This window comes from Sphingobacterium allocomposti (assembly GCF_008124885.1).
Classification (GTDB): Bacteria; Bacteroidota; Bacteroidia; order Sphingobacteriales; family Sphingobacteriaceae; genus Sphingobacterium; species Sphingobacterium allocomposti.
In genome coordinates, this window is record NZ_VNHX01000004.1 from 64,961 (window position 1) to 91,591 (window position 26,631).

Here is a 26,631-nt window from a genome sequence, read left to right on the forward strand (position 1 = left end):
ATCGGGACGTCGGGCAGCCTAAGAAAAAACCGGCTTTTATTTCCGGTATTCAAGGTGTAGGAGCGGGTATGGTTCGCCGAGGCCGTCGAGCGGGGATCTACCCGCTATTTTATAACCCGCCTTCAAATAGAATTCTGTCGCTTCCGTATTCTGTTCGTTGACATCCACCTTTAGTACACCCAGGATCTGGATTACATGGTGTAGCGCCTTCGTGCCCAATCCCCGCCCCCGATAGGCTGGGTCTACAAACAACATTTCAAGGTTGTCGGCAGAAACAGCAAAGAAAGCATATGCGACTGCCTGTTCTTCCAGGACAAAGACCTTGAGATGGGGCAGGAAGTCCTCAGGTATCCGTTTCTTTAATACTTCGAAGTAGTCTTCGGCCAAGAAGTGGTGAGTGGCCTTTACAGCCCGCTCCCAGATCGTCATGATGTCGGAGAAGTCTGCCGCGGTTGCCTGCCTGATAAGAATGTTCATCGTCTCTGCTTGTTTGCTACAAAGGTACGCGCTACCACGCGAATATCCTATTCCACATTAGGGACGGCAGAGGGAACGGAGCCCCAGAAGGGCGAGTATAGCTTAACATGGGTTTAACATAAGTTTGTTATCTTTGATGACGGTGCTTTACCCGATTTAGCGTGTGTTTACGCCGTATGAAACCTGCTGCATCGCCAGACAGTGAACGATTCATGCAAGCTTTCATTCTATTGAGCTGCCGGAGGCAACATGAACGGGGAGGGGCCATGCGATCATTCCCATATTATACGATGAATAACCGAATGTAGTGCTTCCGTGAATACTGTATAATACCCGTTGTGCATGATAGCGCCATTTATTGTCCGAAAGCCCTGATATGTCGTTTTGGGCTTCGACAGAACCGGTACTGAGCCTGCTGAAGTGTTCAGCGCGATGTCAAGGCTCTTGTATTTCAAAATGCAAACAGCGTGAATACTGCCTTCGAATTAGACACCAGGATAAACAGATTTTTGAATGAGACAACTATTTTCTTTCTTCTTTGCCATTTGCTTTCACGTAGGTATGGCGCAGACCATTCCGGTAAATGTATTTTTAGGTTCATCAGGAGATCATGGTCAGCTTTCCCCTGCTGCGTCATCGCCGTTTCATCAGCTGAGTATTCTGCCGTTCACCAACCCCGGAACGCACACGGGCTACGAATATTTAGCAAAGGAAATTAAGGGATTTACACATAACCGGTTCGAAGGAGTGGGCTGTATGGGAAGCGGCGGGCTCATTTTGGTGCAGCCGTTTTTAGGCGAGTACGTGGCGGACCGCCCGTTGCATAAAGTCCGTGAAGAGGCATCGCCCGGCTTTTACGAGGTTGAGACTGCCGAGGGAATAACCGTGCGTATTGCGACGGACCGCGACTTCGGTAGGGAACGGTTCGACTATCCAAAAGGAACCAAAGGTCTATTTATCGATCTGGCACACGCCTTTAACGGGGCGTTCGTATCGAATACGTTCATCAGGGAAGGCAACCGCCTTCTGGGAACGCTGCGCGCTAAGACCACCTGTCATGTGGGCATCTATACAATCTATTATGCGATGGAGATTCCTGCTGCACAAGCGTGGCACACGGTGGATAATAAGCTTTGGGTTACGTTACCCGAACAGGAGACGTCAGCCGATCTTAACATTACATTTTCGTCCGTAGATGTCGCAGATGCAGAAGCGAAGCTGGAAAGCGGTCGTTCCCGCGACTTTGATGCTATACGGAAGTTGTCGGAGGAACATTGGCGTCGTGTGCTGGGTACTGTCAAGGTAAAAGGCGACAAAGAGTTGACCGGTCTGTTCTATTCGTTGCTGTATAGGGTCTTTCAGTCGCCATACCTCATATCGGCGGCGGATGGAAGGTTTCAGGGGACAGATGGCGAGCAGCACCGATCGGACGAACGAAGGTACCACGGCTGGGCTATCTGGGACAACTACAAAACGCAACTGCCTTTGCTCGAGCTGTTGCTGCCTGATATGTATCAAGGCGTGACCTCTTCTATCGTGGATTTGTATCGCTATGGGAAATATGATTTTGCCGGCCCTTGGGAGCCCGCCAATTCCGTACGCACCGAGCATGCTGCCGTCGTACTCCTGGATGCACAGCGTAAAGGGTATAGCGTGCCGGTAGACGAGATCCGTGATTCTCTCGTTAGAGATACAGCGCGTTTTGACTTCTCTAAACCGGATAAATATTTAGAGGCGTGTTACGACATGTGGGCGTTAAGTAAGCTGCTGCCGGAGCAGGCTTCTCATTATAGGAGCAGGGCCGAAAGTTATAAGTATGTTTGGAACAAAGAGTTTAAGGACCTGTCCCGTCGGGACGTCGACCGCATGTCTGCGAGAGACATGTACCAGGGCACGGTCCGCCAATACAGGTGGAGCGTGCCGTTCGACGTGGTTGGTCTGCGGGAGCTGATGGGCGGCCCCTCATCATTTACCGAGCAGATAGACGAGTTTTACGACGGCTATTATTTTAACAGGGCGAACGAACCGGATATGCAGTCGTTTACCCTGTACTACGCCAGCGATAAGCCGTGGCGTTACCAGGAATGGGTGCGCCGCATCGCACAGGATACAACCATTCAGTACTATTTCAATGATAACAGCCGGGGAATAGGTGCGCATATTGACCGGATTTATAAAAACGAACCGAAGGCTTTTGTCCGCACGATGGACGACGATGCCGGCGCCATGTCAGCATGGTGGGTGCTGTCTGCCCTTGGCCTGCACCAGCCTCTCGTGGGCGAGCCTGTCTTTTACCTGAGTGTGCCTTTTTTCGATGAGATCGTCCTTGTCAACGGAGAAAAGCCATTGACCATTACGGTGTCCGACCCGGGAAACCGCTATATTAAAACGGTGCGCTGGAATGGCAAGGATCTGGGAAGGGTGTGGATGACACATGAAGAGTTACGCCGCGGCGGGCATCTGTTTATAGAAACTGCAGAAAAGCCTACGGAATACGGTCTCACCGACATCTGGGTCAGCGACCTGAAGAAGTAGCTTACGGAGCTGCAAAGAAAAATAAAAGAGCAAAGTACCTGTTATTGGGCTTTGCTCTTGGATTATATGTGCTACGCGAATATTTTGGATGTTAGCTGGCGATAGCCAACTCATCTGCTTCGTTAGAATCTTCTAGAATGGCCATCAATAAAAGATAATAGCCTTTTTCTAAACCTAATCGAGCTGCTTTTTCTTCTATATTTTCCATAATCTTTCCGTTTTAAGTTTTCAATGTCTGTTTGTTCACGGAAACTTTTTCAAAGCACGTGCCAAAGTATCATTATTTTTACAGACGGGGGTTATTCGCACGGTTTTCAGGTGTTAAGAGTCTCGTTCAGGGTATTATTACGTGCAGGCTGCCGCTTTTCCCGGATATTTACGGAATCGGGGTCAACTACGGAAGACCCGTTTGATCAGTCGGCCGGGGGTGTGGCTTTTCTGTGCGCTGTAGATGCCTTCTTTGCCGGAGACGATGAGGCTTACCATGCAGGTAATGAAAAAAAACAGGGCGCCTTCCAAGCCGAACAACTCCATAGCCATCACGGTACAGGCTATGGGGGTTTTGGTGCAGCCGGCGAACACCGACACAAAGCCCGTAGCGGCCAATAGGATCATGGGAAGCGGGATAAATGGGGCCAAAGCGTTGCCGAGTGTTGCGCCGACAAAAAACAGCGGAGTAACTTCCCCCCCTTTAAATCCGGCACTCAGTGTTAAGGTGGTAAGGATTATCTTTATCAGGAAGTCGTATGACGGCAATGGGGTCTCAAATGCGCTGAGGATTGTCGGGATGCCGAGGCCAATATGGCGCGTACTTTGAAGCAGAAAGACCGTAGCAACAACGGCGACGCCGCCGACTACCGGGCGGAAAAGCGGTTGCCTGATTTTGCTGAACAGTGCGTTAAAGAGATCGCCGCTTTTACAGAACAGCCGCGCGGCAAGACCAAACGCGAGACCCGCGGCGATGAGGTAGACGAGCACCTTCGGCGATAGGTGGGGGAGTCCGCCGAGCTGCGGATAATGCGTGTGGAGGTCGCCATATAAGCCGCATATTATATTAGACAGGTAGGCTGTACCGACGATGGGTACGATGCCCTTCCAGCGTGTACGCCCTAGTTGTACCATTTCCAGAGCGAATAGAGCGCCTGCCCAAGGTGTTCCGAAGAGGGAAGCGAAGCCGGCCGCAATGCCGCAAAGGAGCAGTGTCCTTTTTTCCTCCTTCGTCAAAGAGACCACTTTCCGCAGCTGGTCCGCTATTGACGCTCCATACTGAACAGCTGTTCCTTCCCGTCCGGCCGATCCGCCAAATAGGTGCGTAGCCAAGGTGGCCAGGATGATCATGGGCGCCATCCGAAAGGGGATACCGTCGTCCGGCCGGTAATATTCCAGCAGCAAAAGGTTGTTGCCTTTCTGCACTTTGCCTCCATACCGTTGATACCACCAGGATAGGAGAAGACCCACAACCGGCAGAAATAGAATGATGAACAGATGTTCTTCGCGCAGCGCCGTGACCCTGTTTAACAGATAAAGAAAGCAGGCTGATGTGCTGCCGACAGCCAGCGCCACAGCGAAGACGATAAATAGCCACTTGGCAAAAAAGAGAAACCCCGGATTTGCCAGCTTGATCATATTTTGTCGCTTCGTTTAAGTGTATTGATATTCATCTTCGGTCATACTTGATGGTATTCATAAATGCACTCCCGTCAGTTTTGCAGTTATGGACATTTTTATAAACGGAAAAAGCTGTCCGGGTTAGGTAAGCCGTTTCACCAACTAGCTGTTCGTTAAGAAGCTGACCATGAGGCTTATCCAGCCTATGATCATCAGGAGACCGCCGATCGGTGTTATAGGACCTAAAAAGCGTAATCGTACCTTCCAATAGGCGGCCAGGGAGAGCAGATAGATACTTCCTGAGAAAAGGAGCGTGCCTATAGATAACCCATAGAATGCCCAGCGGGCAACAGCAAGATCAAAGTTAAGGTGATAGCCTGTTATCAGCAGGGCCAGGGCGGCGTACATCTGATAGCGGACGCCGACCTCAAAAGAGGAGAGTTTTTCTTCCGGCAGTATCTTTTTTAGCGCGTGGGCTCCGAAAGCTCCGAGAACGATGGCTAGTGTGCCGTATACGCCGGCAACGGTTAAAACGAGCGTTTGCATAGTTTATTTCTGTTTGGTGTCAATGGCTTCGTATAAGTCTGTTTCCGCTATAAACCCGGTATGCTCCCAAACCAGGGTGCCATGGTGATAGAGCTGTAGGCGGGGAATACCGTCGATTGCCAGCTGCGTGAGAAGGCCTGCATGTTCATCGGCGTCTACGCTGACAACGCGCACGTCGTTAGCGCTGTCGTTTTCGAGGCGGGACAAAAAAGGCTTCATTTTTTGACATGGTGCACACCACTTCGCGGTGAAGTTGATCAATACCTTGTCGGCGGCACGAGTGAGCTTGCGGAAAGCAGCCAGATCCAGCCCGTTCGCACGGGCGGGTGTGGTATGGGGTAACGTTTCCTGATCAGGCTGTTTGGTTGGGAGACGCAGCATGCCTCCATCCAGCTCGTATACGTCGAATCCGCGTTCGGTCAGGTAAGTAGCGGCCTTTGCGCTTCGGCCTCCACTAAAGCAAAAAAGATAAACGGGGGTACGCACATCGAGCTGCTGTGCGTAGGCTTCGAAATCCGGCCTGTCGTTCCAGTCGCTATTTTTTGCATAAGCCAATGTTCCTTTTTGAAATTCTTCCGGCGAACGGACATCAATGAGGATACGTGGCTGTTTCTGGATACTATCCAGAAAACTTCCTGCGTCTAGTTTGGTCTGCGCCACTGTGCTGAGCGTGCAGCCCACCCATACCAACATTAAAAGCTGGCGTACCCTTGCATATGTCATACACAAAGATACATATTCCCAACCGGAAGAAACAACGCAAGGGGAGGTTAACAGTGGACAGTGATCATCATATGATGATGCAAGAGATCCATCTTCTCAGCGGGATCGTTGCGCTGCTTCACGATATGCCGACGGGGTGGTCCGTGTAATGGTTTTAAATATTTTGTGAAAGCTGACGAAATTTTGAAAGCCGCAGTCGAAGCAGATCTCTTTTATGGATAAACTCGTTTCGGTAAGCATCTTGCAGGCCTGTCCGACACGGATCTCATGAAGAAAAGCAACGAGCGTTTTTCCTGTGCGCTGCTTAAAGTATCGGCAAAACGAATTGGATGTCATCCCGGCGAGCTGAGCGACGTCTTCAAGACGAACTTTAGCTTTGTATTGTAACCGTATGTATTCCATAACCTTATTCATGCGTCTGAGGTCTTCCTCTTGTTGCAGGAGCGTATAATCGGGACTAACCAATGTTGCATAGCACGACAGGCCGGCGATATAACCGAGTGTCTCCAAGAGGGCTGTCAGCCGTTGGAAAGGCGCTTGTCGAACAATGCGGTCGAAAAAAACGGATAGTCTGGTATCCTCCTCAAAAATAAGGGCTCTCCTGGCTTTTTGATATAACTGTTTGATGTGAGATGCTTCTGGCAGAAGAAAGAAATCGGCGCCGATGAAGTCGGGCCGGAAATGTACCACGCGTATGTCGGCAGGTGCCGAGGGGCTTTGGTGAACGTATTCTTCGTCGAACAGCCAGTAGTGCGGTGTATTAGAGCCAATTAAAACAGTAAACTCTTCGGTAAAATGGTGGATGCAATCGCCAACGAAAAAGGTGCCTCTTCCTTTTTTTATGGAGATAAATTCAAGCTCTTCATGCGAGTGCCATACGTTGTGATTTTGCGGTGTCTGATCATGCCTTACGACAACCGTAGACGGCGTGCCAAAGGTGGGGGCAAGACGTTGGATAAACATGTAATAATTTATTTATTCTGATGAAGGGGTAAATGTAAAGTTTATGATGGTAATATTGTTTATTAATTCGGTAAAATTGTTCAATAGCCTTTTGCAGATTTCATTTAGTTTTACATTTTCCAATATAATTCCTATGGCACAAGCAAAAAACTACACGTTAGCGATTGTCCTGATTACCTCGCTGTTTTTCTTCTGGGGTTTCATCCATAATCTGGATCCTATACTGATTCCGCATCTGCGGAACGCGTTCAGCTTGTCGCATTTTCAGGCTTCCCTGGTAGATTCGGCTGTTTTTATAGCTTATTTCCTATTGGCGATACCTGCGGGACTGATCATGAAGCGTTTCGGATACAAAGCGGGAATCATTGTGGGGTTGGTATTGTTTGCGGTGGGGTGCTTCTTGTTTGTTCCCGCGGCGAATACGGTAAGCTATGCTTTTTTTCTCGGGGCGTTGTTTGTTGTGGCCTGTGGATTGGCAATTTTGGAAACGGCGGCAAATCCATACATTACAGTATTAGGAGATCCGTCGAAAGCTACCCAGCGTCTGAATTTTGCACAGTCATTCAATGGCCTTGCAGCCTTTGTCGCTCCGATTATCGGAGGCAAATATATTTTGACCGAGGAACCCAAGTCTGCCGATGAGATTGCCGCGCTTGGCGAGCAGGCTCGTGCGGCGTACATACAGGCAGAAACATCTTCTGTTAAGGGGCCCTATCTTATTCTCGGCTTGGTCATCCTGGCGATAACTGCGGTTTTTGTGTTGACCCGATTGCCCGACGTTAAGGAGGATGAACAGAGCCAATCTACCGGTGTCTTTCGGGCTTTCCGTCATAAAAATGTCACGTGGGCAGTAATTGCTCAGTTTTTTTATGTGGGGGCGCAGGTCTGTGTGCTGAGCTTTCTGGTTATGTTCGCGACCGACGTGGCGGGAATAGCTCCGGCAGAGGCAAAGTACTATTCGGGGGCAGCGGGGCTGGCGTTTATGGTCGGCCGTTTTGTCGGCACGTTTTTTATGCGCTATGTGGCCCCTACGAGGTTGTTGTTCATCTACGCGCTGGTGGCGTCGGCACTGACGCTTGTGGCGATCTATGCTACTGGACCGGTGACGCTATACGCGATGGTCGGCATTGCCTTTTTTATGTCCATCATGTTTCCGACAATTTTCGCGCTGGGAGTAGAGGGGATAGGTGCGGATACAAAGTCGGCGTCGAGCTTAATCGTGATGTCGATCGTAGGAGGAGCGGTTCTGCCCCCGCTCCTGGGGCTTGTTTCCGGCGCTACGGGAAGCTTTCAGCTGGCGTATTACGTCGTGCTGGCCTGTTTTGCCGTCGTCGCACTTTTTGCATGGAATAACAGCGGGAAGCGGATTCAGGAAGTGTCCGGAGGACATTAAGTTACAGGAATAACGGTTTAGAAAAAGAACGATATGAGAAGATACGCATTAGGACTAGATCTGGTGGATGATCCGCACCTGATTGCAGAATACGAAGCTTATCACCGAGCCATATGGCCCGAGATTGAAGCTTCAATCCGGGATGCCGGTATACAACATATGGAGATATACCGGTTTGGAAATCGGCTGTTTATGCTTATGGAGGTCAATGAAAAGTTTTCTTTCGAAGGGAAGGCTGTCATGGACGCTTCAAACGAAAAGGTGCAGGAATGGGAACAGCTGATGTGGAAGTACCAGCAGGCTATCCCAGGAGCAAAACCGGGTGAAAAATGGGTATTAATGGATAAAATATTTGAGTTAAAATAATGGAGAGAGCGCGTTTGTCGTATCTGCAAATCCATCCGAAAGATAATGTATTGGTGGCTTTGCGCGATTTACCCAAGGGGTTTGTTGTTGATTTTGAAGGAAAGCGTTTTGCGTTGCTGCGGGATGTCGCCGCCAAACACAAATTTACGCTAGGGCCTATGGATAAAGATGCTGCTGTAACGATGTACGGCGTGCTGGTCGGGAGATTGAATGAAGCAGTGGAGGCGGGAGAGCTGCTGACTACACAAAACCTGCGTCATGCGGCGGAGGACTTCAGGCTGGGGCAGCGTAAGCTGGAATGGACACGCCCCGATGTTTCCGCATTTGCGGGCCGTACTTTTAACGGCTTTCATCGCAGTAATGGCCGTGTGGGTACCGCCAACCACTGGCTTGTGATCCCGTTGGTATTCTGCGAGAACAGAAATGTGTTGACTCTAAAGGCTGCGCTCGAGGAGAAGCTGGGATACCGGGTGCAAACGAAGGACTACGGCAGCGAGGTCGATGAGCTTATTCTTCGCTACCGTAAGGGTGCCTCGGTCGAGGAGCTGCTGGGGGTTGATCTATCGTCCGCGCGTACCAGCAGCGATTCTAAGCGATTGTTTCCGAACGTGGACGGCGTTAAATTCTTAAACCATGATATGGGATGCGGCGGCACCCGGATGGATTCGGATGCGCTTTGCGGGCTACTTGCCGGATACATCACCCATCCGAATGTTGCAGGAGCCACCATACTGAGTTTAGGGTGTCAACATGCACAGGCCTCCATTCTTCGGGCCGAGATTGCCAGACGCGACCCTCAGTTTGATAAACCTCTTTATATCTTTGAACAACAGGTTGAGGGTACGGAACAGGAGCTGATGCATAAAGCTATCAAAGCAACGTTCGCGGGACTGACGTTAGCTGATAAGCAGCAGCGACAGCCAGCATCATTGGATAAGCTGTGCGTTGGATTGGAATGCGGCGGGTCTGACGGCTTTTCCGGCATATCGGCAAATCCTGCTTTAGGCTACCTTTCGGATATGCTCGTCGCGTTGGGCGGATCCGTAATACTGGCCGAGTTTCCCGAGTTATGCGGCGTAGAACAGGAGCTCAGCGACCGGTGTATTGACGAGGCAACGGCGGAGCGGTTTATGCACCTGATGAAAACATATAATGCGAAGGCTGAAGCGGATGGCTCGGGTTTTTACATGAATCCTTCGCCCGGAAACATTCGGGATGGGCTTATTACCGACGCCATAAAATCAGCAGGGGCAGCAAAAAAAGGGGGAACGTCACCGGTCGTGGCTGTCGTCGATTATCCGGAGCTTGCCAACTCTCCGGGTCTCAACCTGTTATGCACACCGGGGAACGATGTGGAGAGTACGACCGCTGAGGTGGCGGCGGGAGCCAATGTCGTGTTGTTTACTACCGGGCTGGGTACGCCTACGGGAAATCCCATAGCGCCGGTCGTGAAGCTGTCGACAAATACGAGAACGTATGAAAGGATGCCGGATATTATTGATTTGAACTGCGGAACCATCATTGATGGAGAAGAGACAATCGCAGAAGCTGCACATCGCATACTGGAATATGTTATCGAGGTGGCCAGCGGAAGGCTGAAGCCAAAAGCGGTACAATTGGGACAGGACGATTTTATTCCCTGGCGCAGAGGTGTGTCCTTATAAGTGTCTAAACGAATATCTAATCTATTTGTTATGAAGAAGGTATATGCTGTCATTTTATTTATCTGTTTACTACAGGTTTGTTTCGGGCAAGCTGGCTACCGGCCTGATCCCGAGAATCAAAGAAACCGCGAATGGTTTGAGGCTGCACGTTTCGGCGTGTTTATCCACTGGGGCGTCTATTCGTTACTGGGCGACGGGGAATGGGTCATGGAACAGCAGAACCTCGGTCTGGCGGAGTACGGCTTATTGCCCGGCTTTTTTAATCCGGTGGGCTTCAACGCCAAGGAATGGGCGAAATTGTTCAAAAGTGCGGGAGCCCGTTATATCACATTCACATCGCGACACCACGACGGCTTCTCCATGTGGAATTCACGCGCCTCCGATTACAATATTGTGAAGGCTACGCCCTTTCGACGGGACGTCGTGAAAGAGTTGGTAGACGCCTGTAGGGCGGAAGGGCTCAAGGTGATGTTTTATTATTCGCTGCTGGATTGGAAGCGCGATGATTACCTGCCGTCCGGACGTACCGGAAAGGGAATCGCGGGCCGGGACGAGAAAAAGGGCAACTGGGACGCGTATATTCAGTTTATGAAAAGCCAACTGACGGAACTGCTGACCGACTATGGGCGGATCGACGGGATCTGGTTTGATGGGCACTGGGATAAACCGTCTGCCGATTGGCGCTATGACGAAATTTATTCGTTGATCCACAAGCTGCAACCACATTGCCTAATTGGTAACAACCACCATCTGGCACCTTTTGCGGGTGAAGATTTCCAGATGTTTGAAAGGGATTTGCCGGGACATAATACAACGGGTTTCGGTACGGCGGCGGAACATGTTGGAGAGCTGCCGAAGGAAGTCTGTGGAACCATTGCAGGTTCTTGGGGATTTGATATTAAAGACCGGCAGCGGAAGTCGTTCAAGGAGATCTTGTCTTATTTGGTTAAAGCGGCCGGCTATGGCTCAAACCTCCTGTTAAACGTCGGACCAATGCCCAGCGGTAAAATCCCAGATTATCAGCAGGAAAGGCTTGTTCAGCTTGGGGAATGGTTGAAGATTTATGGAGAAACGGTGTACGGTACTGAAGCGGGGCCCGTGATGCCGACAGACGAATACGCGATGACAAAGAAGGGTAATACGATTTTTCTACATCTCTTTCGTCCTGATAACGGCAGCTTTATCATACGGGATTTTCCATACGAGTTGTCGTCGGTCGTATCCTTTGACGGGAAAACGAGCGTTCCCTATCAATTGCTGGATAAAAAGGTATTAGTGGTACAGCTTCCGGAAGGGTTGACGGATGCTCATGATTTGGTTTTAAGGTTAAGTATAAAGTGATATGTTAAAATTAGCGAATAAGGTTGCCGTCATTACTGGTGGCGGGAGCGGTATTGGACAGGCAATTTCTGAGCTGTTTGCTGCGGAAGGGGCCCGTGTTCACATCCTGGATCTGAATGCTGCGGTGGCGCAGCATGTTGTCGACGGCATCGTTGCCCGGGGTGGTACGGCGCAGGTGCACGCCTGTAACGTAAGCGATCAGGAGGAGGTGGTTTCCGCTGTGGAATCTATCGGCAGGGTTGACATCTTGGTCAACAATGCGGGCGTAGCGCACGTAGGTAATCTCGAGAAGTGTACAGAAAGCGACTTTGAGCGGATCTTCAACGTCAACGTAAAAGGCGCCTATAATGCCCTTTATGCCGTGGTTCCCGTGATGAAAAGTAACGGAGGAGGCGCTATTCTGAACCTGGCATCGATCGCGGCCGTAGTGGGTATAGCTGACCGCTTTGCCTATTCGATGAGTAAGGGGGCGATCTACGCGATGAGCATGTCGATTGCACGGGATTATATGAAAGACAATATCCGTTCCAATTCCATCTCGCCCGCGCGGGTGCATACGCCTTTTGTGGATGGATTTATAGCGAAAAACTATCCCGGTCAGGAATCGGAAATGTTTGAGAAGTTGTCGAAGTCGCAGCCTATAGGCAGGATGGCTAGACCGGAAGAAATTGCTAAATTGGCGCTGTTCCTCTGTTCGGATGACGCTGCGTTTATTACAGGAAATGACTATCCTATCGATGGCGGCTTTATAAAATTAAATAACTAGTAATAACGAATTTCGGATAAAAATAGAATCAAAATGAAGTTAATACGTTTCGGAGAATACGGAAAGGAAAAAATCGGCGTTCAGATTGACGGCGTCAACTACGATGTGTCGGCTTTTGGCGGCGATTACAATGAGCAATTTTTTGCAGAAAATGGATTGGCCAGGCTCGAGGAATTTGTGAAGGCGAATCAAGGAAAGTTAATAGAGGTTCCGCAGGGAACACGGCTAGGTGCGCCGTTTGCGCGTCCTTCTAAAATCGTGTGTATAGGCTTGAACTATAAAGATCACGCGGAGGAGACAGGGGCTAAAATTCCGGCGGAGCCAATTATCTTCATGAAGTCTACCACGTCGCTGGTAGGCCCTTATGATCAGATTGTTATTCCAAAAAATTCCGTTAAAACGGACTGGGAGGTTGAGTTTGGTATAGTTGTGGGGAAAAGAGCGAGTTATGTGGAAGAATCTGATGCATTGGATTATGTTGCAGGCTACGTGTTGCATAATGACGTTTCGGAACGCGCCTATCAGCTCGAGCGGGGTGGAACATGGGACAAAGGCAAAGGATGTGATACCTTTGCGCCAATGGGACCTTACCTGACGACAACCGACGAGATTCCAGATATTAATAATGTACGTTTATGGCTGAAAGTAAATGGCAAGACGTATCAGGACGGTAATACAAGCAATCTGATCTTTTCTGTGGCGCACGTTGTATCTTACGTATCGCAGTTTATGACATTGCTGCCCGGTGACGTTATCTCTACAGGGACGCCTGCGGGGGTTGGACTCGGATTTAATCCGCCTATCTATCTCAAGCCGGGAGATGTTGTTGAATTGGGGGCCGATTATCTCGGCGAATCCCGTCAGGAGGTGGTAGCCTTCGGACAAAATTAAACTGTACCGGCCCGTATCAAACCGTTTATCATGGTGCGGGCTTTTGTTGTTTACTTTAGATTTGATTTATATGCGTATCGATGCACATCAACATTTTTGGATTTTCGATGCTGAGCGCGATGCTTGGATTACGGACGACATGTCTGCCATCCGGAAGAACTTTTTGCCCACGGACCTAGGGCCTGTATTGAAGTCTAATGGCATTGACGGGGTTGTGGCAGTGCAAGCTTCGCAGTCGCATGAGGAGACGCAGTTCTTGGTCGACCTGTCCACCATGTATGCTATGATCAAAGGCGTAGTGGGGTGGGTCGATCTGCAATCGGCGGAAGTAGAGAAACATCTGACGTATTTTAAACAGTTTCCGATTATCAAGGGGTTTAGACATGTCATTGAGGCGGAAGAGGACCCCGACTTTCTGATCCGTCCTGCGTTCCTGCAAGGAATCCGACAGCTGACAGCCTTCGGCTATACCTACGATCTGTTGATCAGGCCTAGGCATTATGCGAGTACGCTCGTCTGCGTAGCGCAGAACCCTGGCCAACGTTTCGTTCTCGATCATATGGCCAAGCCTGCCATTAAAGCAGGGGAATTCGATGCCTGGGCGGCGTTCATGGAAAAGCTGGCCAGTTTTCCGAATGTCTATTGCAAGATCTCCGGACTGGTAACAGAAGCGGACTGGAACAGGTGGACGGTTAGTGACTTTAAGCGCTATATAACGCATGCTGTGCGTTGTTTTGGGGCAGAAAGGGTTATGTTCGGGACGGACTGGCCGGTTTGCCTCGTGGCTGCCTCTTATGCAGATGTTATGTCTATTGCCGGACACGGTGTGTCCGGGTTTTCGCAGGACGAGCGGGATGCCTTTTGGGGAGGTAATGCTGTTCGTTTTTACAACTTATAAACAAAGAAAGATGGATTTAAACTTGAAAGATAAAGTAGTGATCGTCACCGGAGGCGCCAAGGGAATCGGCCGGGCTGTGGTGATAGCGTTAGCTAAAGAAGGAGCCATACCGGTAATCGTCGGCCGCAAAAAGGCCGACAATGAGCGGGTCAGGGAAGAGGTGGCCCAGTTGGGAGCGAATGCGCTCGCGATAGAGGCGGAGCTATCGATACCTGAGGCGTGTAAACAGGCTGTGGAGGAGACGCTGCGCGTTTTCGGACGCATCGACGGACTGGTGAATAATGCAGGGCATAACGACGGTGTGGGCCTTATTTCGGGTAATTATGAGCGTTTCGTAGACTCGCTTCATAAAAACCTCATTCACTACTACCTGATGGCACATCATTGTATCGATGCCCTACGCGTTTCCCGCGGGAGCATCGTTAATATCAGCTCCAAGACAGCCGAGACGGGGCAGGGCAACACTTCTGCTTACGCTGCTTCCAATGGTGGGCGTAATGCGTTGACCAGAGAGTGGGCGGTAGAGCTGCTGCCTTACAGCATCCGCGTGAACGCCGTTATTGTGGCGGAATGCGCCACGCCGCAATACGATTCCTGGATACAGACACTGGATAATCCCGCCGAGACATTGAAAAAGATTACTGATCGTATTCCGTTGGAGCATCGTATGACGACACCGGAGGAGATTGCCAACACGGCCGTGTTTCTTCTGTCTGATAAATCCAGCCATACGACAGGGCAGCTTATTCATGTGGACGGAGGCTACGTCCATCTGGACCGTTCGCTCATCAAGGAGTAGTAATAGTAGCCGGTGGTCGTTTATCGTTGACGTTGTTGGCGCGACGTTGGCGATAGGCTTTTCTAACGTATTCGTCTGCCGCCGGCTTTCCGGTTGCCGGAAACTATTTTTGGGGTATTGTGTCTTCTGTAAATGGTTCGATGTGGACAAAGACGTTGCCGATATTTTCCAGGTTGGCTATCAGATAGTCTTTAAGGTTGTGTGCAATGTCGTGGCCCTGGCGAACGGACAGGTCCGGGTCGACAACGGCGTGGAGATCAATCTGGAACAACATGCCGATTTTGCGAATATAACATTTCTCAATGAGTAATACGCCGTCCACCCGGAGCGATTGCAGCCTGACCTCTTCCTCTAGATCACCGTATTGGTGTTCGTCCATTATTTCAGCGAGGGCAGGGCGGAATATGCCATAGCAGTTGTAGAGAATAAGTCCGGAAGCAAACAATGCTGCCCAGTCGTCGGCCGACTCGTATCCCTCGCCGCAAAATAATGCGATGGAGATACCGATAAATGCGGCAACTGATGTGATGGCGTCGCTGCGATGGTGCCAGGCGTCTGCTTTTAGGGAAGAGCTGTTTAAGGCTTTGCTCTTGCGGATGATTATACGGAAGGAAATCTCCTTCCATAGTATAATGGCACCAAGGACAATCAACGTCCAGGGCTTGGGGAGGTCGTGCGGTGTTCTGATGTTGTGGATACTTTCTTTCGCGATGACAAATGCCGAAACAACCAGGAAGATCACCACAATGAATGTAATAAGTGGTTCAATACGTCCGTGTCCATAGGGATGGGTTTCGTCTGCCGGCCGTTTGGAGTATTTTAATCCGAGCAGTACCAAAAAGGAAGAAAAGATGTCTGCCGTAGATTCGATGGCATCGGCGATCAATGCATAGGAATTGCCAAAAAAGCCGGCCAGCCATTTCAACAGGGCCAACAGGAAGTTGGTAAGTATGCTGAAGTACGTCGTCCTGATGGCCTTATCTGCGTTTGACATGCTCTTTTTTTTCAAAGATAGGGCATTTTCGGGAGGAAGGCTAGAGGGGTGGAAAAATTGCTGTCGTTCCGGCGCAACCCGTGGCGTTAAACCCTGGAGCGAAGGCGGTGTCTATTTAAACATAACATAACCCCGTTGTTCATATAGAGCGATAAGAGTCTTAATGTCACGCCGAGCACGCCGCGAGGCCAACTGTAGCTCAGGCGAGGGCCCGGACTTTCGCATGGTAAATGGGCACTATATTGTACAGCGGGTACTATAACGATATGAAAATAAAATGGCATAGAGCACTTTTGCTCTTTGAACAATTCCGCTCAAGACGTATCACGTCGGAGGATCTAGAAGCAGCTGACAAAAAAGCGACGCTGCTGGAGGATAAAATGGATGACTTTAGGCTGCTTATCGCCATGTGCAAAGATAGCATGGCGGGAAGGTATGCCCTCAGCAAATGGAACCTGTCGGTAGTGGTGGCTACAATTATTTATGTGGTTTCGCCACTGGACGCTATTCCGGATATGATTCCGGTCCTCGGATGGCTCGATGATATCAGCATCGTAGGCTATGCCATAAGCAAACTCGCCGAAGAAATGAAGCGATACCAGCAGTTTCGGAAAGAAAATAGGCTTTCTGCGGAATAATCCCAGAAGGATAGGGTACGGTGCCTGGCGGTTTCGGTCCCGTTTTTTTTTGTCAAAGTCCACATGAACAGCGGAAAAGGAAGGCGGGTGTCAGATCTATTGAATGAAATATCAACGTTACGTTCAGTCCTCTATGCTGAACGTAACGTTGATATCTTTTAGAAATGGCCGTTTTCAGTGTCACGTAGGCCGAATATGGCGAGATTGTCGTCTACGTGAATATCATTCGTTTGACATTTGTTTCAGGTAGCTTTCATAGTTGAAATAAGGCTCATTGGAGAGCGAATTTGGTTTCAGATACAAAGTGCCTGTTCGGTTGTCTAAAATCACATTGAAATGTTTTAAGACTTGGTTGCCGAAAAGACTTGCTTTTGCATTCGGTACAGCAGGATTGGAGGCATTGGTAACGATATCTCTGAACCCGACACCTGCGATGCGCGCATCGAGACGTATTATCTTCCGTCCATTGACCATAGTAAGTGCCTGAAGCTCATTCCAATTGTTTTCTACTGCCGTAAAATCATTTCCGATCTGCATCGAGCCGTCCCGTCCGGTATCGAAAAGAAACCATGCGGAATATTTTTTGTTATTGTGTACGATTTCTGCCTCAAACATTGGCCGGTGCTGTACATAGTAAACGGGCATTTTTTTATAGGTTTTGGCATCGCTTGGCAGCTGTTCGTAGATCGTGAATTCACGCTTATCGTAATCGATGCCGATGATCTTATCACGGAAAAGTCCGTTTCCGATAATCAGATCTTCAAAGTCGTCCATATTCCCGACTTCCGTTAGTGGGATATTGTCCCATTGTAAATGATGTATAGCCAGCTGGTTACCGAGGCTTGTTCTTTCTTTGTTTAACCCGTCTGTATTGCTGACCATTTTGTATGAAGAAAATTCCAGACCAATTTTTCCCGAGGAATTCCGATTCACGGCGCTGGTGCCAGCGCCCAAATCCAACTGAATGAGCACATTTTTTTTGTTGACTTTCCCGTTGAGGAAAATCTTGGAATTGATCAACTGAAAGGGGATATGAATCGGATGTGTCAAGGTTGTTTTCGCATCAGCCGCATCCGGGGGTAGGGTCGATGCGATCTGCACATGGCAGCTGTCTTTGCCATTGAGCAACACGACGAAATTATACTTTTTCCCTGGCTGCGTGTGAATGATTAGCCGATCTTGATCCGTTTCAAATTTTACGACGCTCTTTTTCGCCGGGACGTTTACATAGTAGGCGTCTGGATTTGCTGCGGGTTCCAAATGCCAATCCATTTTTACGTGCTCTCCATCGCTGATCCATGCTTTTTCTGAAGTGGCGGTTATCGTCCTGATTTTTTTTTGTGCTTGTGTCGTGTTTATCCAAAAGATGAGGATGGCCACGGTGGCAAAAAGGTGTTGTTTCATATGGGTTGTTTTCATTTGCTTATAGATACCCGTGCGGATTGATACTCCGGAAAGACGAGTATGCTGTTATTTGTTTTATGAGCAAAAGAATACGGTTCCATGGATAAACGCAAAAATATCGCCTGCCAATGCTACGACAGGAACCCGACAAATACCTGACAGTATTTATAACATGTTGATATTAGGGTATATACGATCTGTTTTTCCGCTGTTCAAAACCAGCGCATTTCTGACGATGACAAGTCCGTTTAGTGTGATCCATACGATCGGGATCAGCATTTTGGAGTTGCTTTGTACTGCCAACCAATCGTTTAGAATCAGAATGAAAACAAAAAGCAGGAGGGAAGCCAGCGTCCAAACGATCTGGATGGACAGGAGTTGCCTGTTGACCGGATTGAATTGCTTTTTCCAAACAATAATAGCTAATGGAACGAGGATATTAAGCGGAGGGAAGCAGACAAAAGGCAATACGGAAAGGTTGACGATTTTGTTCCACTTCAGTACGTTTTGGTAGGTACCGGCGAGGTCTCTGTCTGCGTCGAAATACGATTCGTCGACATCTAATGCCCGCGCAAGTGCTTTGCGCGTATAGCCCTTCGGTCTTTGGCCTGATTCAATTCTTTGAATCGTTCTTACGGAAATACCTGATTTTTCCGCTAACTCTTCTTGTGTTAGGTGAAGCTTTTCCCGCTGTTCCGTTAATTTCGACATTCCGATTTTTAGTTGATTATGTTGTGCAAGATATGAAAACAATTGTTGTTCAACAATCGCTAAACAGTTCCCTATCCTTAATTTACTGTATAACATATCATACCTATCTGTACTGCCGGGCGCGGTTTCAGGTGGGCGTCACGACAAGAACCTGCTCGCGGAGCGCGTAAACACTTTGTTACATAGCGTACGATTTGACGTTTTGTATAGGGTGAGCTCGTTTAGGCAACAGATTTTAGGCGGAAACCTCCGGTTTGCAAAGCGATGCCTACCGACATTTTCGGCAGTTTCGCACTTTTTCGTTTTTTATTACTCCTTTTTTGTAAAAAAAAAGCTTTTCTTTGCTGTGACTAACACGTACTGATGCCGTTTTCTATGGAAAGTTACATTGAAGCTGTCTCCAATATTGTTTGGAGCGATTTTTTTATCTACCTCTGTTTATTTACCGGACTTTATTTCTCTATCCGGACAGGTTTTTTACAAATCCGATATTTTAGGGAGATGGTTCGTCTGCTTTTCTCCAATCAGAAGTCGGACAAGGGGATTTCTTCCTTTCAGGCATTTGCATTGGCTATCTCCGGACGGGTTGGTACGGGAAATATTGTCGGCGTGGCCACCGCAATTTATATGGGTGGTCCCGGAGCGGTGTTCTGGATGTGGCTGATAGCCTTCCTGGGATCCGCGTCTGCATTTATTGAAGCTACGTTGGGACAGCTTTATAAACAGGAAATCGGCGGGCAATATCGTGGAGGACCTGCTTATTATATCGAAAAGGGGCTTGGCGTGAAGTGGTACGCGGTGTTGTTTGCCGTGGTTACCATCGTCAGCACGGGCTTTCTCCTTCCCGGCGTACAAAGCAATGCCGTGAACGCGACCATAACCAATGCTTTTTCAATTTCGCAGACGACAACATTATCACTATACGGTTTTTCTATTCCGATCAACTGGGTAGGGATGGGCTTAGTAGCCTTGCTCGCCCTTATCATTATTGGCGGCGTAAAACGGCTTGGGCAGGTTTCCGAGTATGTCGTGCCATTCATGGCAGGTGCGTATATACTGATGGCGCTGGTTATCATTGCCTTGAATTTTGCGCAGATTCCTGCCGTCTTTGAACTGATTTTGTCTTCTGCTTTCAGTGTGGATGCCACATTTGGTGGTATCATCGGCATGGCTATCGCATGGGGAGTTAAACGGGGTATTTATTCGAATGAGGCTGGGCAGGGCACCGCTCCGCACGCTGCTGCTGCTGCGGAGGTGAAGCATCCTGCACAGCAAGGGCTCGTTCAGGCTTTTTCGGTCTATGTCGATACATTGTTTGTGTGTACTGCGACAGCCTTAATGATTCTGTTCACGGGCAACTTTAATACGGTGGGCGAGGTTGCTGGGGGGATGCAGACCTTCGTCGTCGAAAATATTCCGGGCGTTCAGGCAGACGGCTTTACGCAAGCCGCCATTTCGGAACATTTTCCGGCCATAGGGCACCATTTTGTCGCCGTGGCTTTGTTCTTCTTTGCGTTCACGACGATAATGGCGTATTACTATTATGCAGAGACCAATATAGCCTATATTTTAAAAAGGCGTAAGAGCACCGTCTTACTCGTTTGGCTATTGCGGATCGGGTTTTTAGGCGCAACGTACCTGGGCACAGTGAAGACGGCAACGCTAGCATGGAGTCTGGGCGATATCGGCGTGGGGCTGATGGCGTGGGTCAACATTATTGCAATTTTACTTTTGAGCAGGCCGGCTCTAAAGGTGTGGAAAGATTATAGACTGAAGCGTAAGGCAGGGGACATGGATCCTACATTCGACCCACGGCCGCTCGGAATTAAGGGCGCCGATTTTTGGGAAAATAACGTGAAGCCGTAATTGTGTATGCATTTGTCCGGGAAACCGGACACCGTGTATGCGACCTAAAGAGTTTCGTTCCGGTTTTAAATTATGCCGGAACAGGTAGTCGCAAATATCAGTACGAAGGCGATGACCGCCAGTATGATAAAGGTCGTAAAGGGCGTTCTTCTCATGTGGATTTATTATTATTAGTCGTTCTACTCACTATAAAACAAAAGGCGTGCCTCAATTGTTTTTTTCGATTGCTATTTCGACGACTGAACGGAATAACGTGTAAACCGGCGCGTGGACCGACGGGCATTATTTTTCTCAGCGGAAGCATCCTTTCGTGAATCGTCCAGTTATAGATATGCTTTCCACCTGGATGACCCCCGGCCGGCCGGTGCGTCAATTGGTTCTCCCGAAGACCGGATGATACGATATAATAATTGGAATCCACTAAGTAAGCTGTTGGATGAGCGCGTCGAACTCCTGCCTCAAGGAGGCCAACTGTTCCTCCAGGACTACGACCCGTTCTTCAAGTTGCTGCACTTTTCCAGTGGGTGCTCCCTCTTCGTTACCAAACGCTGTTTCGTCCTCCTCTTCCGGAACGTCACCGAGTAAATGTATATACCGGGCTTCTTTTTGCCCCGGCCGTTTCGCCAGTTGTTTCACAAAAGGTGGGTTGTGGTCTTGTAGGCGTTGCAGGACTTCCTGTACCTCCTCGATGCTCTCAAAGTCGAAAAGCCGTCCGGCGTTCGTATTGATCTCGCCCGGCGTAAGCGGCCCCCGCAGGATCAATAAGCATAGTGCGGCGAGATCCTGCGGAATAAGTGGATATTGTATCGCCACATTGTGTTTGTACTTTGTTACCCGGCTGCCGCCACCGACAACCGTGGAGACAAGCCCTCTTTTCCGCAGGGCATCCAGTGCAGCTATAATCGTGTGTTCATCATATGAAACAACAGGTTTACGCGAGGTTTTTTGATTGCACGCAGATTGTAGGGCGTTCAAGGTCATCGGGTAATATTCGGGGGTCGTCTTCGACTTCTCGAGTAAGGAGCCGAGGACACGTAACTCTTCTGCGCTTAAAACCGGTAAGCTTGCTGTTTCTTCCATCGTTTTGTTTGTGTTAATATGGTCTCTATTTCCGAAAATAGCTAAAATAGTGGTATTTCCAAAATGAAGTCTGCTGATTTACACGAAAACCCCGAAAACGGGGGTATTTAAAAAAACGAAGCGTTCTCCGTGTCGAAATCAAACGCTGAGCGGGGCGGGCGATTTGCAGCCTGCAGTTATATGCATATAGTTTTCAGATTTATCGGGTGTCTTCTTAAATTCGCGGGGGAGCGTTCAACGCCGGACCGACGCGTCGACGGCGATGGACGTCTTTGAACGTTATACGTAGTAAACACATTAAGAGAACTTATCCATGTTGCGCATTGCCCATCATCCTGCATATAATCATCCCGTTCGGGAGGGACATCGGTTTCCGATGGTTAAGTACGAACTGATACCTCAGCAGCTGTTGCGGGAGGGGATGGTTTCTCCTGCTCATTTTTTTCAGCCCGAACTTGCGGAAAGATCGGTTATTCTTTTGGCGCATGACGCTGAATATGTGGATCAGCTGATGGACCTGACGCTGGATGCCCGGATGGTGCGGCGGATCGGTTTTCCGCTTTCCCAGTCGTTGGTGGAGCGGGAGCGATATATCGTTGATGGCACAGTGCAGGCCAGCTTACATGCACTACAGCACGGAGTGGCTTTCAATACGGCGGGTGGCACGCACCATGCCGGCCGCAACTTTGGCGAAGGGTTTTGCCTGTTCAACGACCAGGCTGTTGGTGCGGCGTACCTCATTCGGCACGCGCTCGTAAACCGGATTCTCATCATCGATTTAGATGTACATCAAGGAAATGGCACGGCGCATATCTTCGCGGATCACGATTGTATATTTACTTTTTCCATGCACGGCGAGAAAAATTTCCCCTTTATTAAGGAGCGTTCCCACCTGGATGTGGGGCTCCCGGATGGCGTGGATGACCGGGCTTATCTAATCTTGCTGCGGGAGCAGTTGGATGCTTTGTTTGCGTCAATAAGGCCTGATTTTGTTTTTTATCAGGCAGGTGTGGATGTATTGGCCACAGATAAGTTAGGAAAGCTACAGTTGACGGGCGACGGGTGCCGAAAGCGTGACGAGCTCGTTTTCGGATATTGCAAAAAATACGGGGTGCCGGTTGAGGTGAGCATGGGAGGCGGCTACTCGGTACACATCAAAGATATCGTGAATGCCCATGTTGCGACGTTCAAAGCCGCGATCGAGGTGTTCGGCCTCTGAGGGTGCACGCCGTCTTAAGTGGGGAATCGCTGCCCTTTCGAGCGGTTGTACCTACCTGGCACCGTTCCACGCGTGCGCCCGCGGGACGCTACGACAATTTTATTAGCGGGCCGGCTTTTTCCACAAAGCTGGGTTTTATCAATTATTTTAAGGTATTTTTGTGCAATTTCATTAAGATTATCGTTTAAGATACCAAGTATGTTTTTCCATCAAGACGCCACCTTTAAACAACTTTCTATTCATCGCGTTGGCAATAAAGCGCAGGATGAGTTTTATGCGCTTTCCGACCATCCTATCGATCTTACAAAAGACGAGGTGTTGCCGGATCTGCTGATGCAGTATTTTATGAAGCCCTTCGCCAAAGCGAAGGAGGTATACCGCTTTTACCACCCGAACGATGACCTGCAGCTGAACGAGGTATATTACTTTGCCAGGCAATATTTTGATGCTAAGATCGATTTTCATGAAATGTCGCAGCAACTGGCCAAACATTTATATGAGGTGTCGGAACATCCCAAGATTAAGGGTGGGGAGATGTATGTGGTAGCGTTGCAGCATGTACAGATGGAAGGCGAAGACCACGACGCGATCGGCATATTTAAGTCTGAAAATAAAGAAGCGTACCTCAAGGTGTATCCCAGCGGAGAAGGATTTGACCTTGACTACGAGCAGGAGGCCATCAACATAAACAAACTGGACAAGGGTGTCGTCATTGTTAACGTAGAGGAGGAAGAAGGATATAAGGTTCTGGTTGTCGATCAGACAAACCAATCGGAGGCTGTATATTGGAAAGACGACTTTTTGAAAATCAGAGCCCGGAACGACAACTTTCAGCAAACGGGCAATATGTTGAAGGTGTACAAAAATTTCGTAAACGACAAGCTCGATGAAGTTTTCGAGCTGGAAGCAGCAGATAAGATCGATCTGCTGAACCGGTCGATGGATTATTTTAAAACTAAGGAAACCTTTGATCAGGCCGAATTCGAAGAAGAAGTTATTGGAAATCCGCAGGCGGCGTCGCTGTTCAAGGAGTATCAGCAACACTTTGAAGAAGAGTTCGACTCGCCGTTCCAGCCAAATTTTGAAATCGCCTCGCCGGCCGTCAAGAAAATGGCGTCGTCCTATAAGTCGGTGATCAAGCTGGATAAAAATTTTCACATTTATATACACGGCAAACGGGAATATTTAGAGACGGGGTTTGATGAAGACCGCGGAATGAATTACTATAAGCTGTATTTTGAAAACGAAAGTTAATCGCAAGGACAACGGCGATCGTAAGATGAAGCGCTATATTGCCGCGATCGGCGTAGGGCTGCTCGTTTTATGCTGTCTGGAATGGATGAAGCAGTGGCCCGGGGTTGTCGAAAGGTACTATAGCCTCGGGTTCTATCCGCTGTTCAGCTACGTTCCCAAGACCTTGTTTGGATGGATACCGTTCAGCGTCGGCGACATGCTGTATGCAACGCTGGTTGTTGTTCTATGTGGCCTGTTTCTCAGGGTGTTGATTGACTTATGTAAGGGCAGGTGGAGGGATGCTTCTACAGCTATGCTGCGTGCAGTGCTGTTTGTCCTGGGGCTTTATATTTATTTCTATATCAGCTGGGGGCTCCATTACTACCGTGTTCCATTACAGGAGCAGTTCGGCTTGCAGGTAGACCGTATAGATCGATCCGACTACCTGACGGTGCTGGATCGTTATGTTGACGAAGTTAATGTCTTAAGGGCACAGCTGGATACCGGGGTGATGGATACAGAGCGCGCGACCCGTGAATTGGAAGCTGTAATGCGTGCTGATGACAACGGGCTTCATATGCTTTCCCGCACGCAGGTTCGGGTCAAACACCCGATTTCCAGCAAGCTTGCCTCTTATTTTACCGTGACAGGCTACCTTAATCCGTTTACCCAAGAGGTACAGGTGAATGCCTTGATGCCGAAAACGGCCTATCCATTTACGGTGGTCCATGAGTTGTCGCACCAGATGGGAATCGGGTTTGAAGATGAATGCAACTTTATAGCTTTTTTGGTTTTGCACCAGCACCCGGATATCTGGTACCGTTATGCTGCCTATTATGAAACCGTGCAGTACTTATTGAGGCCCCTGTATTATGAAGATAAAGGACGCTATGATGCGTATGTCGCAAAGCTCTCCGTCGCGGTGAAACGGGATATGGAGCAGGAGCGCCTCTTTTGGCAGGCATACCGCGGTCCGTTAGACCGGCTTATGAATATTTTTTACAGCGGATATCTGCAGCATAACAACCAGCCCGAAGGGATGGCACGCTACTCCCTGATGAGCCGGCTGGTCGTGGCATGGGAGATGCAGAAGGCCGGAACGGGCACTGCTTCAGGTGATTAGCTTCCGGTTGGACGATTTCTCCTATAGGTTCATTTGCGGGCGGACCACTTTCGCTAAGAAGATATAGGCTAAAACCGCTCCCATGCTCGCCATGACGATGCCAACCAGGGAGGGGTAATTATAGGCGTAACCCATCGTGATGGGAACAGCTCCAAGGTAGGCACCTAATGTGTTGCCGATATTGAAACTGGCTTGTCCTGCCGAGGCTGCGAACGTTTCGGCTCCTTTAGCGTTGTTGATCAACATCATTTGCAATGGCGAGCCAATGGAGAAGGAGATCATTCCGGTAATGAAGGCCATCGGATAAGCGAGATAGGTAATATGCGCAGTGAAGAACACAACGCATAGGCAGACGGCCATGGCCGTAAAACTAGCTATGGCTGCCTTAGATGGAGAAATTGTGTCGGCCAATTTTCCGCCCATAATGTTGCCGAAGAACATTCCCAGACCGATCAATATCATGATCAGTGGTACGCGGTCAGCCGGTATGCCCGAAACTTCGGTTACGAGCGGTGCTATATAGGAGATCCACGCAAAAAGGCCACCGGTTCCTATAGCGATGACAGCTACCATCAACCAGGCGTCCCAGCGGGCGAAATATCCTATCTGTTTGAGAATGTTATTGCTTTTGTTTGCTTCGAGTTTGGGCATCCAAAAGTAGAGCGCGAGAAACGTTACCAGCCCCAAGAGGCTGATCACCGCATAGGTAATACGCCAGGAGTAATGGTGGCCGACGTAGGTTCCGAGTGGCACGCCAGCGAGGTTGGCTATCGTCATACCCGTGAACATGATGGATATGGCCTGCGCTTCTTTGCCCGGCTTGGCCAGACGGGCTGCAACAACAGAGCCCACGCCAAAGAAAGCACCATGGGGAAGGCCTGCAACGAATCGGGAAGTCAGGAGCAGCAACTTATTCGGGGCAATCGCAAAGATGCCGTTGAACACGAAGAATAGTAGCATTAAGAAAAGCAATACCTTGCGCGGTGAATGGCTGGAAGTAAATGCAACCAAGGTGGGCGCTCCGACGACGACGCCAAGCGCATAAAGTGCTATTAAATTGCTGGCTGTGGGTATGTCGATCTGTAAATCTTTTGCGATATCGGGAAGGATACCCATCATGGTAAACTCTGTCATACCGATAGCTAATCCGCCGAGAGCCAAGGCGATAAGTGCTTTGTTCATGTATCTGTATAAATGAGACGGCAAAGGTAATCTTTAATTGCTAACGCGGCTAATTAAATTTTCATGAAGAAGTAAAAAAGCAATAAACAGCCTGTGTCTCCGAGTCTGATTCCATAAGGCACGTTTCCCTCGGTGTATTTGTCGCCACCGGTATTTTTATCAAAAAAGGCGAGCATGCTTCCATATACAATTAATGTTTTTATTTTTATGG

General features: G+C 49.1%; 24 protein-coding genes. 14 read left to right on the top strand and 10 right to left on the bottom strand.

Features of this window, described 5'->3' with window-relative positions; all coding sequences use genetic code 11:
- Positions 1–36: 36 nt before the first annotated feature.
- Positions 37–477, bottom strand: coding sequence for an acetyltransferase (locus tag BC792_RS04325; protein ID WP_148907764.1), 441 nt, complete (start codon positions 475–477; stop codon positions 37–39).
- A gap of 513 nt (positions 478–990) precedes the next feature.
- Between BC792_RS04325 and BC792_RS04330 the strand changes: the two genes are divergently transcribed.
- A complete protein-coding gene (locus tag BC792_RS04330) occupies positions 991–3,012 on the top strand; it encodes a glycoside hydrolase domain-containing protein (protein ID WP_148907765.1) in 2,022 nt (673 codons plus the stop codon).
- 390 nt (positions 3,013–3,402) lie between these two features.
- Here BC792_RS04330 and BC792_RS04335 read toward each other — a convergent pair whose 3' ends face one another.
- The 4 genes from BC792_RS04335 to BC792_RS04350 form a co-directional block, all read right to left on the bottom strand.
- Complete coding sequence (locus BC792_RS04335) at positions 3,403–4,638, bottom strand: chloride channel protein (protein WP_148907766.1); 1,236 nt, start codon at positions 4,636–4,638, stop codon at positions 3,403–3,405.
- A 144-nt stretch (positions 4,639–4,782) separates the two neighbouring features.
- On the bottom strand, positions 4,783–5,166 hold the full coding sequence (locus tag BC792_RS04340) for a DUF423 domain-containing protein (RefSeq protein WP_148907767.1): 384 nt from the start codon (positions 5,164–5,166) through the stop codon (positions 4,783–4,785).
- A 3-nt stretch (positions 5,167–5,169) separates the two neighbouring features.
- A complete protein-coding gene (locus BC792_RS04345) occupies positions 5,170–5,889 on the bottom strand; it encodes a thioredoxin domain-containing protein (protein ID WP_148907768.1) in 720 nt (239 codons plus the stop codon).
- Positions 5,890–5,985: 96 nt separating this feature from the next.
- Positions 5,986–6,852 carry a helix-turn-helix domain-containing protein gene (locus BC792_RS04350; RefSeq protein WP_148907769.1) on the bottom strand — a complete coding sequence of 289 codons (867 nt, stop codon included), beginning with the start codon at positions 6,850–6,852 and terminating at the stop codon, positions 5,986–5,988.
- A 133-nt stretch (positions 6,853–6,985) separates the two neighbouring features.
- Here BC792_RS04350 and fucP point away from each other — a divergent pair, with 133 nt between their 5' ends.
- The 8 genes from fucP to BC792_RS04390 all read left to right on the top strand — a co-directional run bounded on the left by fucP (position 6,986) and on the right by BC792_RS04390 (position 14,970).
- Positions 6,986–8,245 (top strand): L-fucose:H+ symporter permease, encoded by a 1,260-nt coding sequence (fucP, locus tag BC792_RS04355; protein WP_148907770.1) that lies wholly within the window; start codon positions 6,986–6,988, stop codon positions 8,243–8,245.
- A 33-nt stretch (positions 8,246–8,278) separates the two neighbouring features.
- Positions 8,279–8,611, top strand: coding sequence for an L-rhamnose mutarotase (locus tag BC792_RS04360; protein ID WP_148907771.1), 333 nt, complete (start codon positions 8,279–8,281; stop codon positions 8,609–8,611).
- Positions 8,611–10,275: a UxaA family hydrolase gene (locus BC792_RS04365; protein WP_148907772.1), complete on the top strand. Its 1,665-nt coding sequence runs from the start codon at positions 8,611–8,613 to the stop codon at positions 10,273–10,275. Before BC792_RS04360 ends, BC792_RS04365 begins: the two co-directional genes overlap by 1 nt.
- Before the next feature lie 30 nt (positions 10,276–10,305).
- The gene (locus BC792_RS04370) at positions 10,306–11,616 is read left to right on the top strand and encodes an alpha-L-fucosidase (RefSeq protein WP_148907773.1); all 1,311 of its coding nucleotides are present in this window, start codon (positions 10,306–10,308) and stop codon (positions 11,614–11,616) included.
- A gap of 1 nt (position 11,617) precedes the next feature.
- A complete protein-coding gene (locus BC792_RS04375) occupies positions 11,618–12,382 on the top strand; it encodes an SDR family NAD(P)-dependent oxidoreductase (RefSeq protein WP_148907774.1) in 765 nt (254 codons plus the stop codon).
- A 33-nt stretch (positions 12,383–12,415) separates the two neighbouring features.
- The gene (locus tag BC792_RS04380; protein WP_148907775.1) at positions 12,416–13,273 is read left to right on the top strand and encodes a fumarylacetoacetate hydrolase family protein; all 858 of its coding nucleotides are present in this window, start codon (positions 12,416–12,418) and stop codon (positions 13,271–13,273) included.
- Between the two features lie 70 nt (positions 13,274–13,343).
- Positions 13,344–14,171, top strand: coding sequence for an amidohydrolase family protein (locus tag BC792_RS04385; RefSeq protein WP_148907776.1), 828 nt, complete (start codon positions 13,344–13,346; stop codon positions 14,169–14,171).
- A 10-nt stretch (positions 14,172–14,181) separates the two neighbouring features.
- Positions 14,182–14,970: an L-fucose dehydrogenase gene (locus BC792_RS04390; protein ID WP_148907777.1), complete on the top strand. Its 789-nt coding sequence runs from the start codon at positions 14,182–14,184 to the stop codon at positions 14,968–14,970.
- A 103-nt stretch (positions 14,971–15,073) separates the two neighbouring features.
- On the opposite strand, the gene BC792_RS04395 is transcribed toward BC792_RS04390, so the two are convergent.
- Entirely contained in the window at positions 15,074–15,964 is an 891-nt protein-coding gene (locus BC792_RS04395; RefSeq protein ID WP_148907778.1) for a cation diffusion facilitator family transporter, read from the bottom strand.
- A 266-nt stretch (positions 15,965–16,230) separates the two neighbouring features.
- Between BC792_RS04395 and BC792_RS04400 the strand changes: the two genes are divergently transcribed.
- Entirely contained in the window at positions 16,231–16,602 is a 372-nt protein-coding gene (locus BC792_RS04400) for a YkvA family protein (RefSeq protein WP_170249952.1), read from the top strand.
- Positions 16,603–16,824: 222 nt separating this feature from the next.
- Here the strand turns inward: BC792_RS04400 and BC792_RS04405 are convergent, their stop codons facing one another.
- Both BC792_RS04405 and BC792_RS04410 read right to left on the bottom strand, forming a co-directional pair.
- Positions 16,825–18,006, bottom strand: coding sequence for a hypothetical protein (locus BC792_RS04405; RefSeq protein WP_148907780.1), 1,182 nt, complete (start codon positions 18,004–18,006; stop codon positions 16,825–16,827).
- 165 nt (positions 18,007–18,171) lie between these two features.
- The gene (locus BC792_RS04410; protein ID WP_170249953.1) at positions 18,172–18,717 is read right to left on the bottom strand and encodes a helix-turn-helix domain-containing protein; all 546 of its coding nucleotides are present in this window, start codon (positions 18,715–18,717) and stop codon (positions 18,172–18,174) included.
- A gap of 375 nt (positions 18,718–19,092) precedes the next feature.
- Here BC792_RS04410 and BC792_RS04415 point away from each other — a divergent pair, with 375 nt between their 5' ends.
- Positions 19,093–20,583 (top strand): alanine/glycine:cation symporter family protein, encoded by a 1,491-nt coding sequence (locus BC792_RS04415; protein ID WP_148907782.1) that lies wholly within the window; start codon positions 19,093–19,095, stop codon positions 20,581–20,583.
- 420 nt (positions 20,584–21,003) lie between these two features.
- Here BC792_RS04415 and BC792_RS04420 read toward each other — a convergent pair whose 3' ends face one another.
- Positions 21,004–21,663, bottom strand: coding sequence for a YceH family protein (locus BC792_RS04420; RefSeq protein ID WP_148907783.1), 660 nt, complete (start codon positions 21,661–21,663; stop codon positions 21,004–21,006).
- Between the two features lie 313 nt (positions 21,664–21,976).
- On the opposite strand from BC792_RS04420, the gene BC792_RS04425 reads away from it, so the two are divergent.
- The 3 genes from BC792_RS04425 (at position 21,977) to BC792_RS04435 (ending at position 25,238) form a co-directional block, all read left to right on the top strand.
- Positions 21,977–22,882 (top strand): histone deacetylase family protein, encoded by a 906-nt coding sequence (locus BC792_RS04425; protein ID WP_148907784.1) that lies wholly within the window; start codon positions 21,977–21,979, stop codon positions 22,880–22,882.
- Positions 22,883–23,080: 198 nt separating this feature from the next.
- Positions 23,081–24,136: a nucleoid-associated protein gene (locus tag BC792_RS04430; RefSeq protein ID WP_148907785.1), complete on the top strand. Its 1,056-nt coding sequence runs from the start codon at positions 23,081–23,083 to the stop codon at positions 24,134–24,136.
- Positions 24,120–25,238, top strand: coding sequence for a DUF3810 domain-containing protein (locus BC792_RS04435; RefSeq protein ID WP_148907786.1), 1,119 nt, complete (start codon positions 24,120–24,122; stop codon positions 25,236–25,238). Before BC792_RS04430 ends, BC792_RS04435 begins: the two co-directional genes overlap by 17 nt.
- Before the next feature lie 21 nt (positions 25,239–25,259).
- On the opposite strand, the gene BC792_RS04440 is transcribed toward BC792_RS04435, so the two are convergent.
- Complete coding sequence (locus tag BC792_RS04440; protein ID WP_148907787.1) at positions 25,260–26,420, bottom strand: MFS transporter; 1,161 nt, start codon at positions 26,418–26,420, stop codon at positions 25,260–25,262.
- Positions 26,421–26,631: the final 211 nt, after the last annotated feature.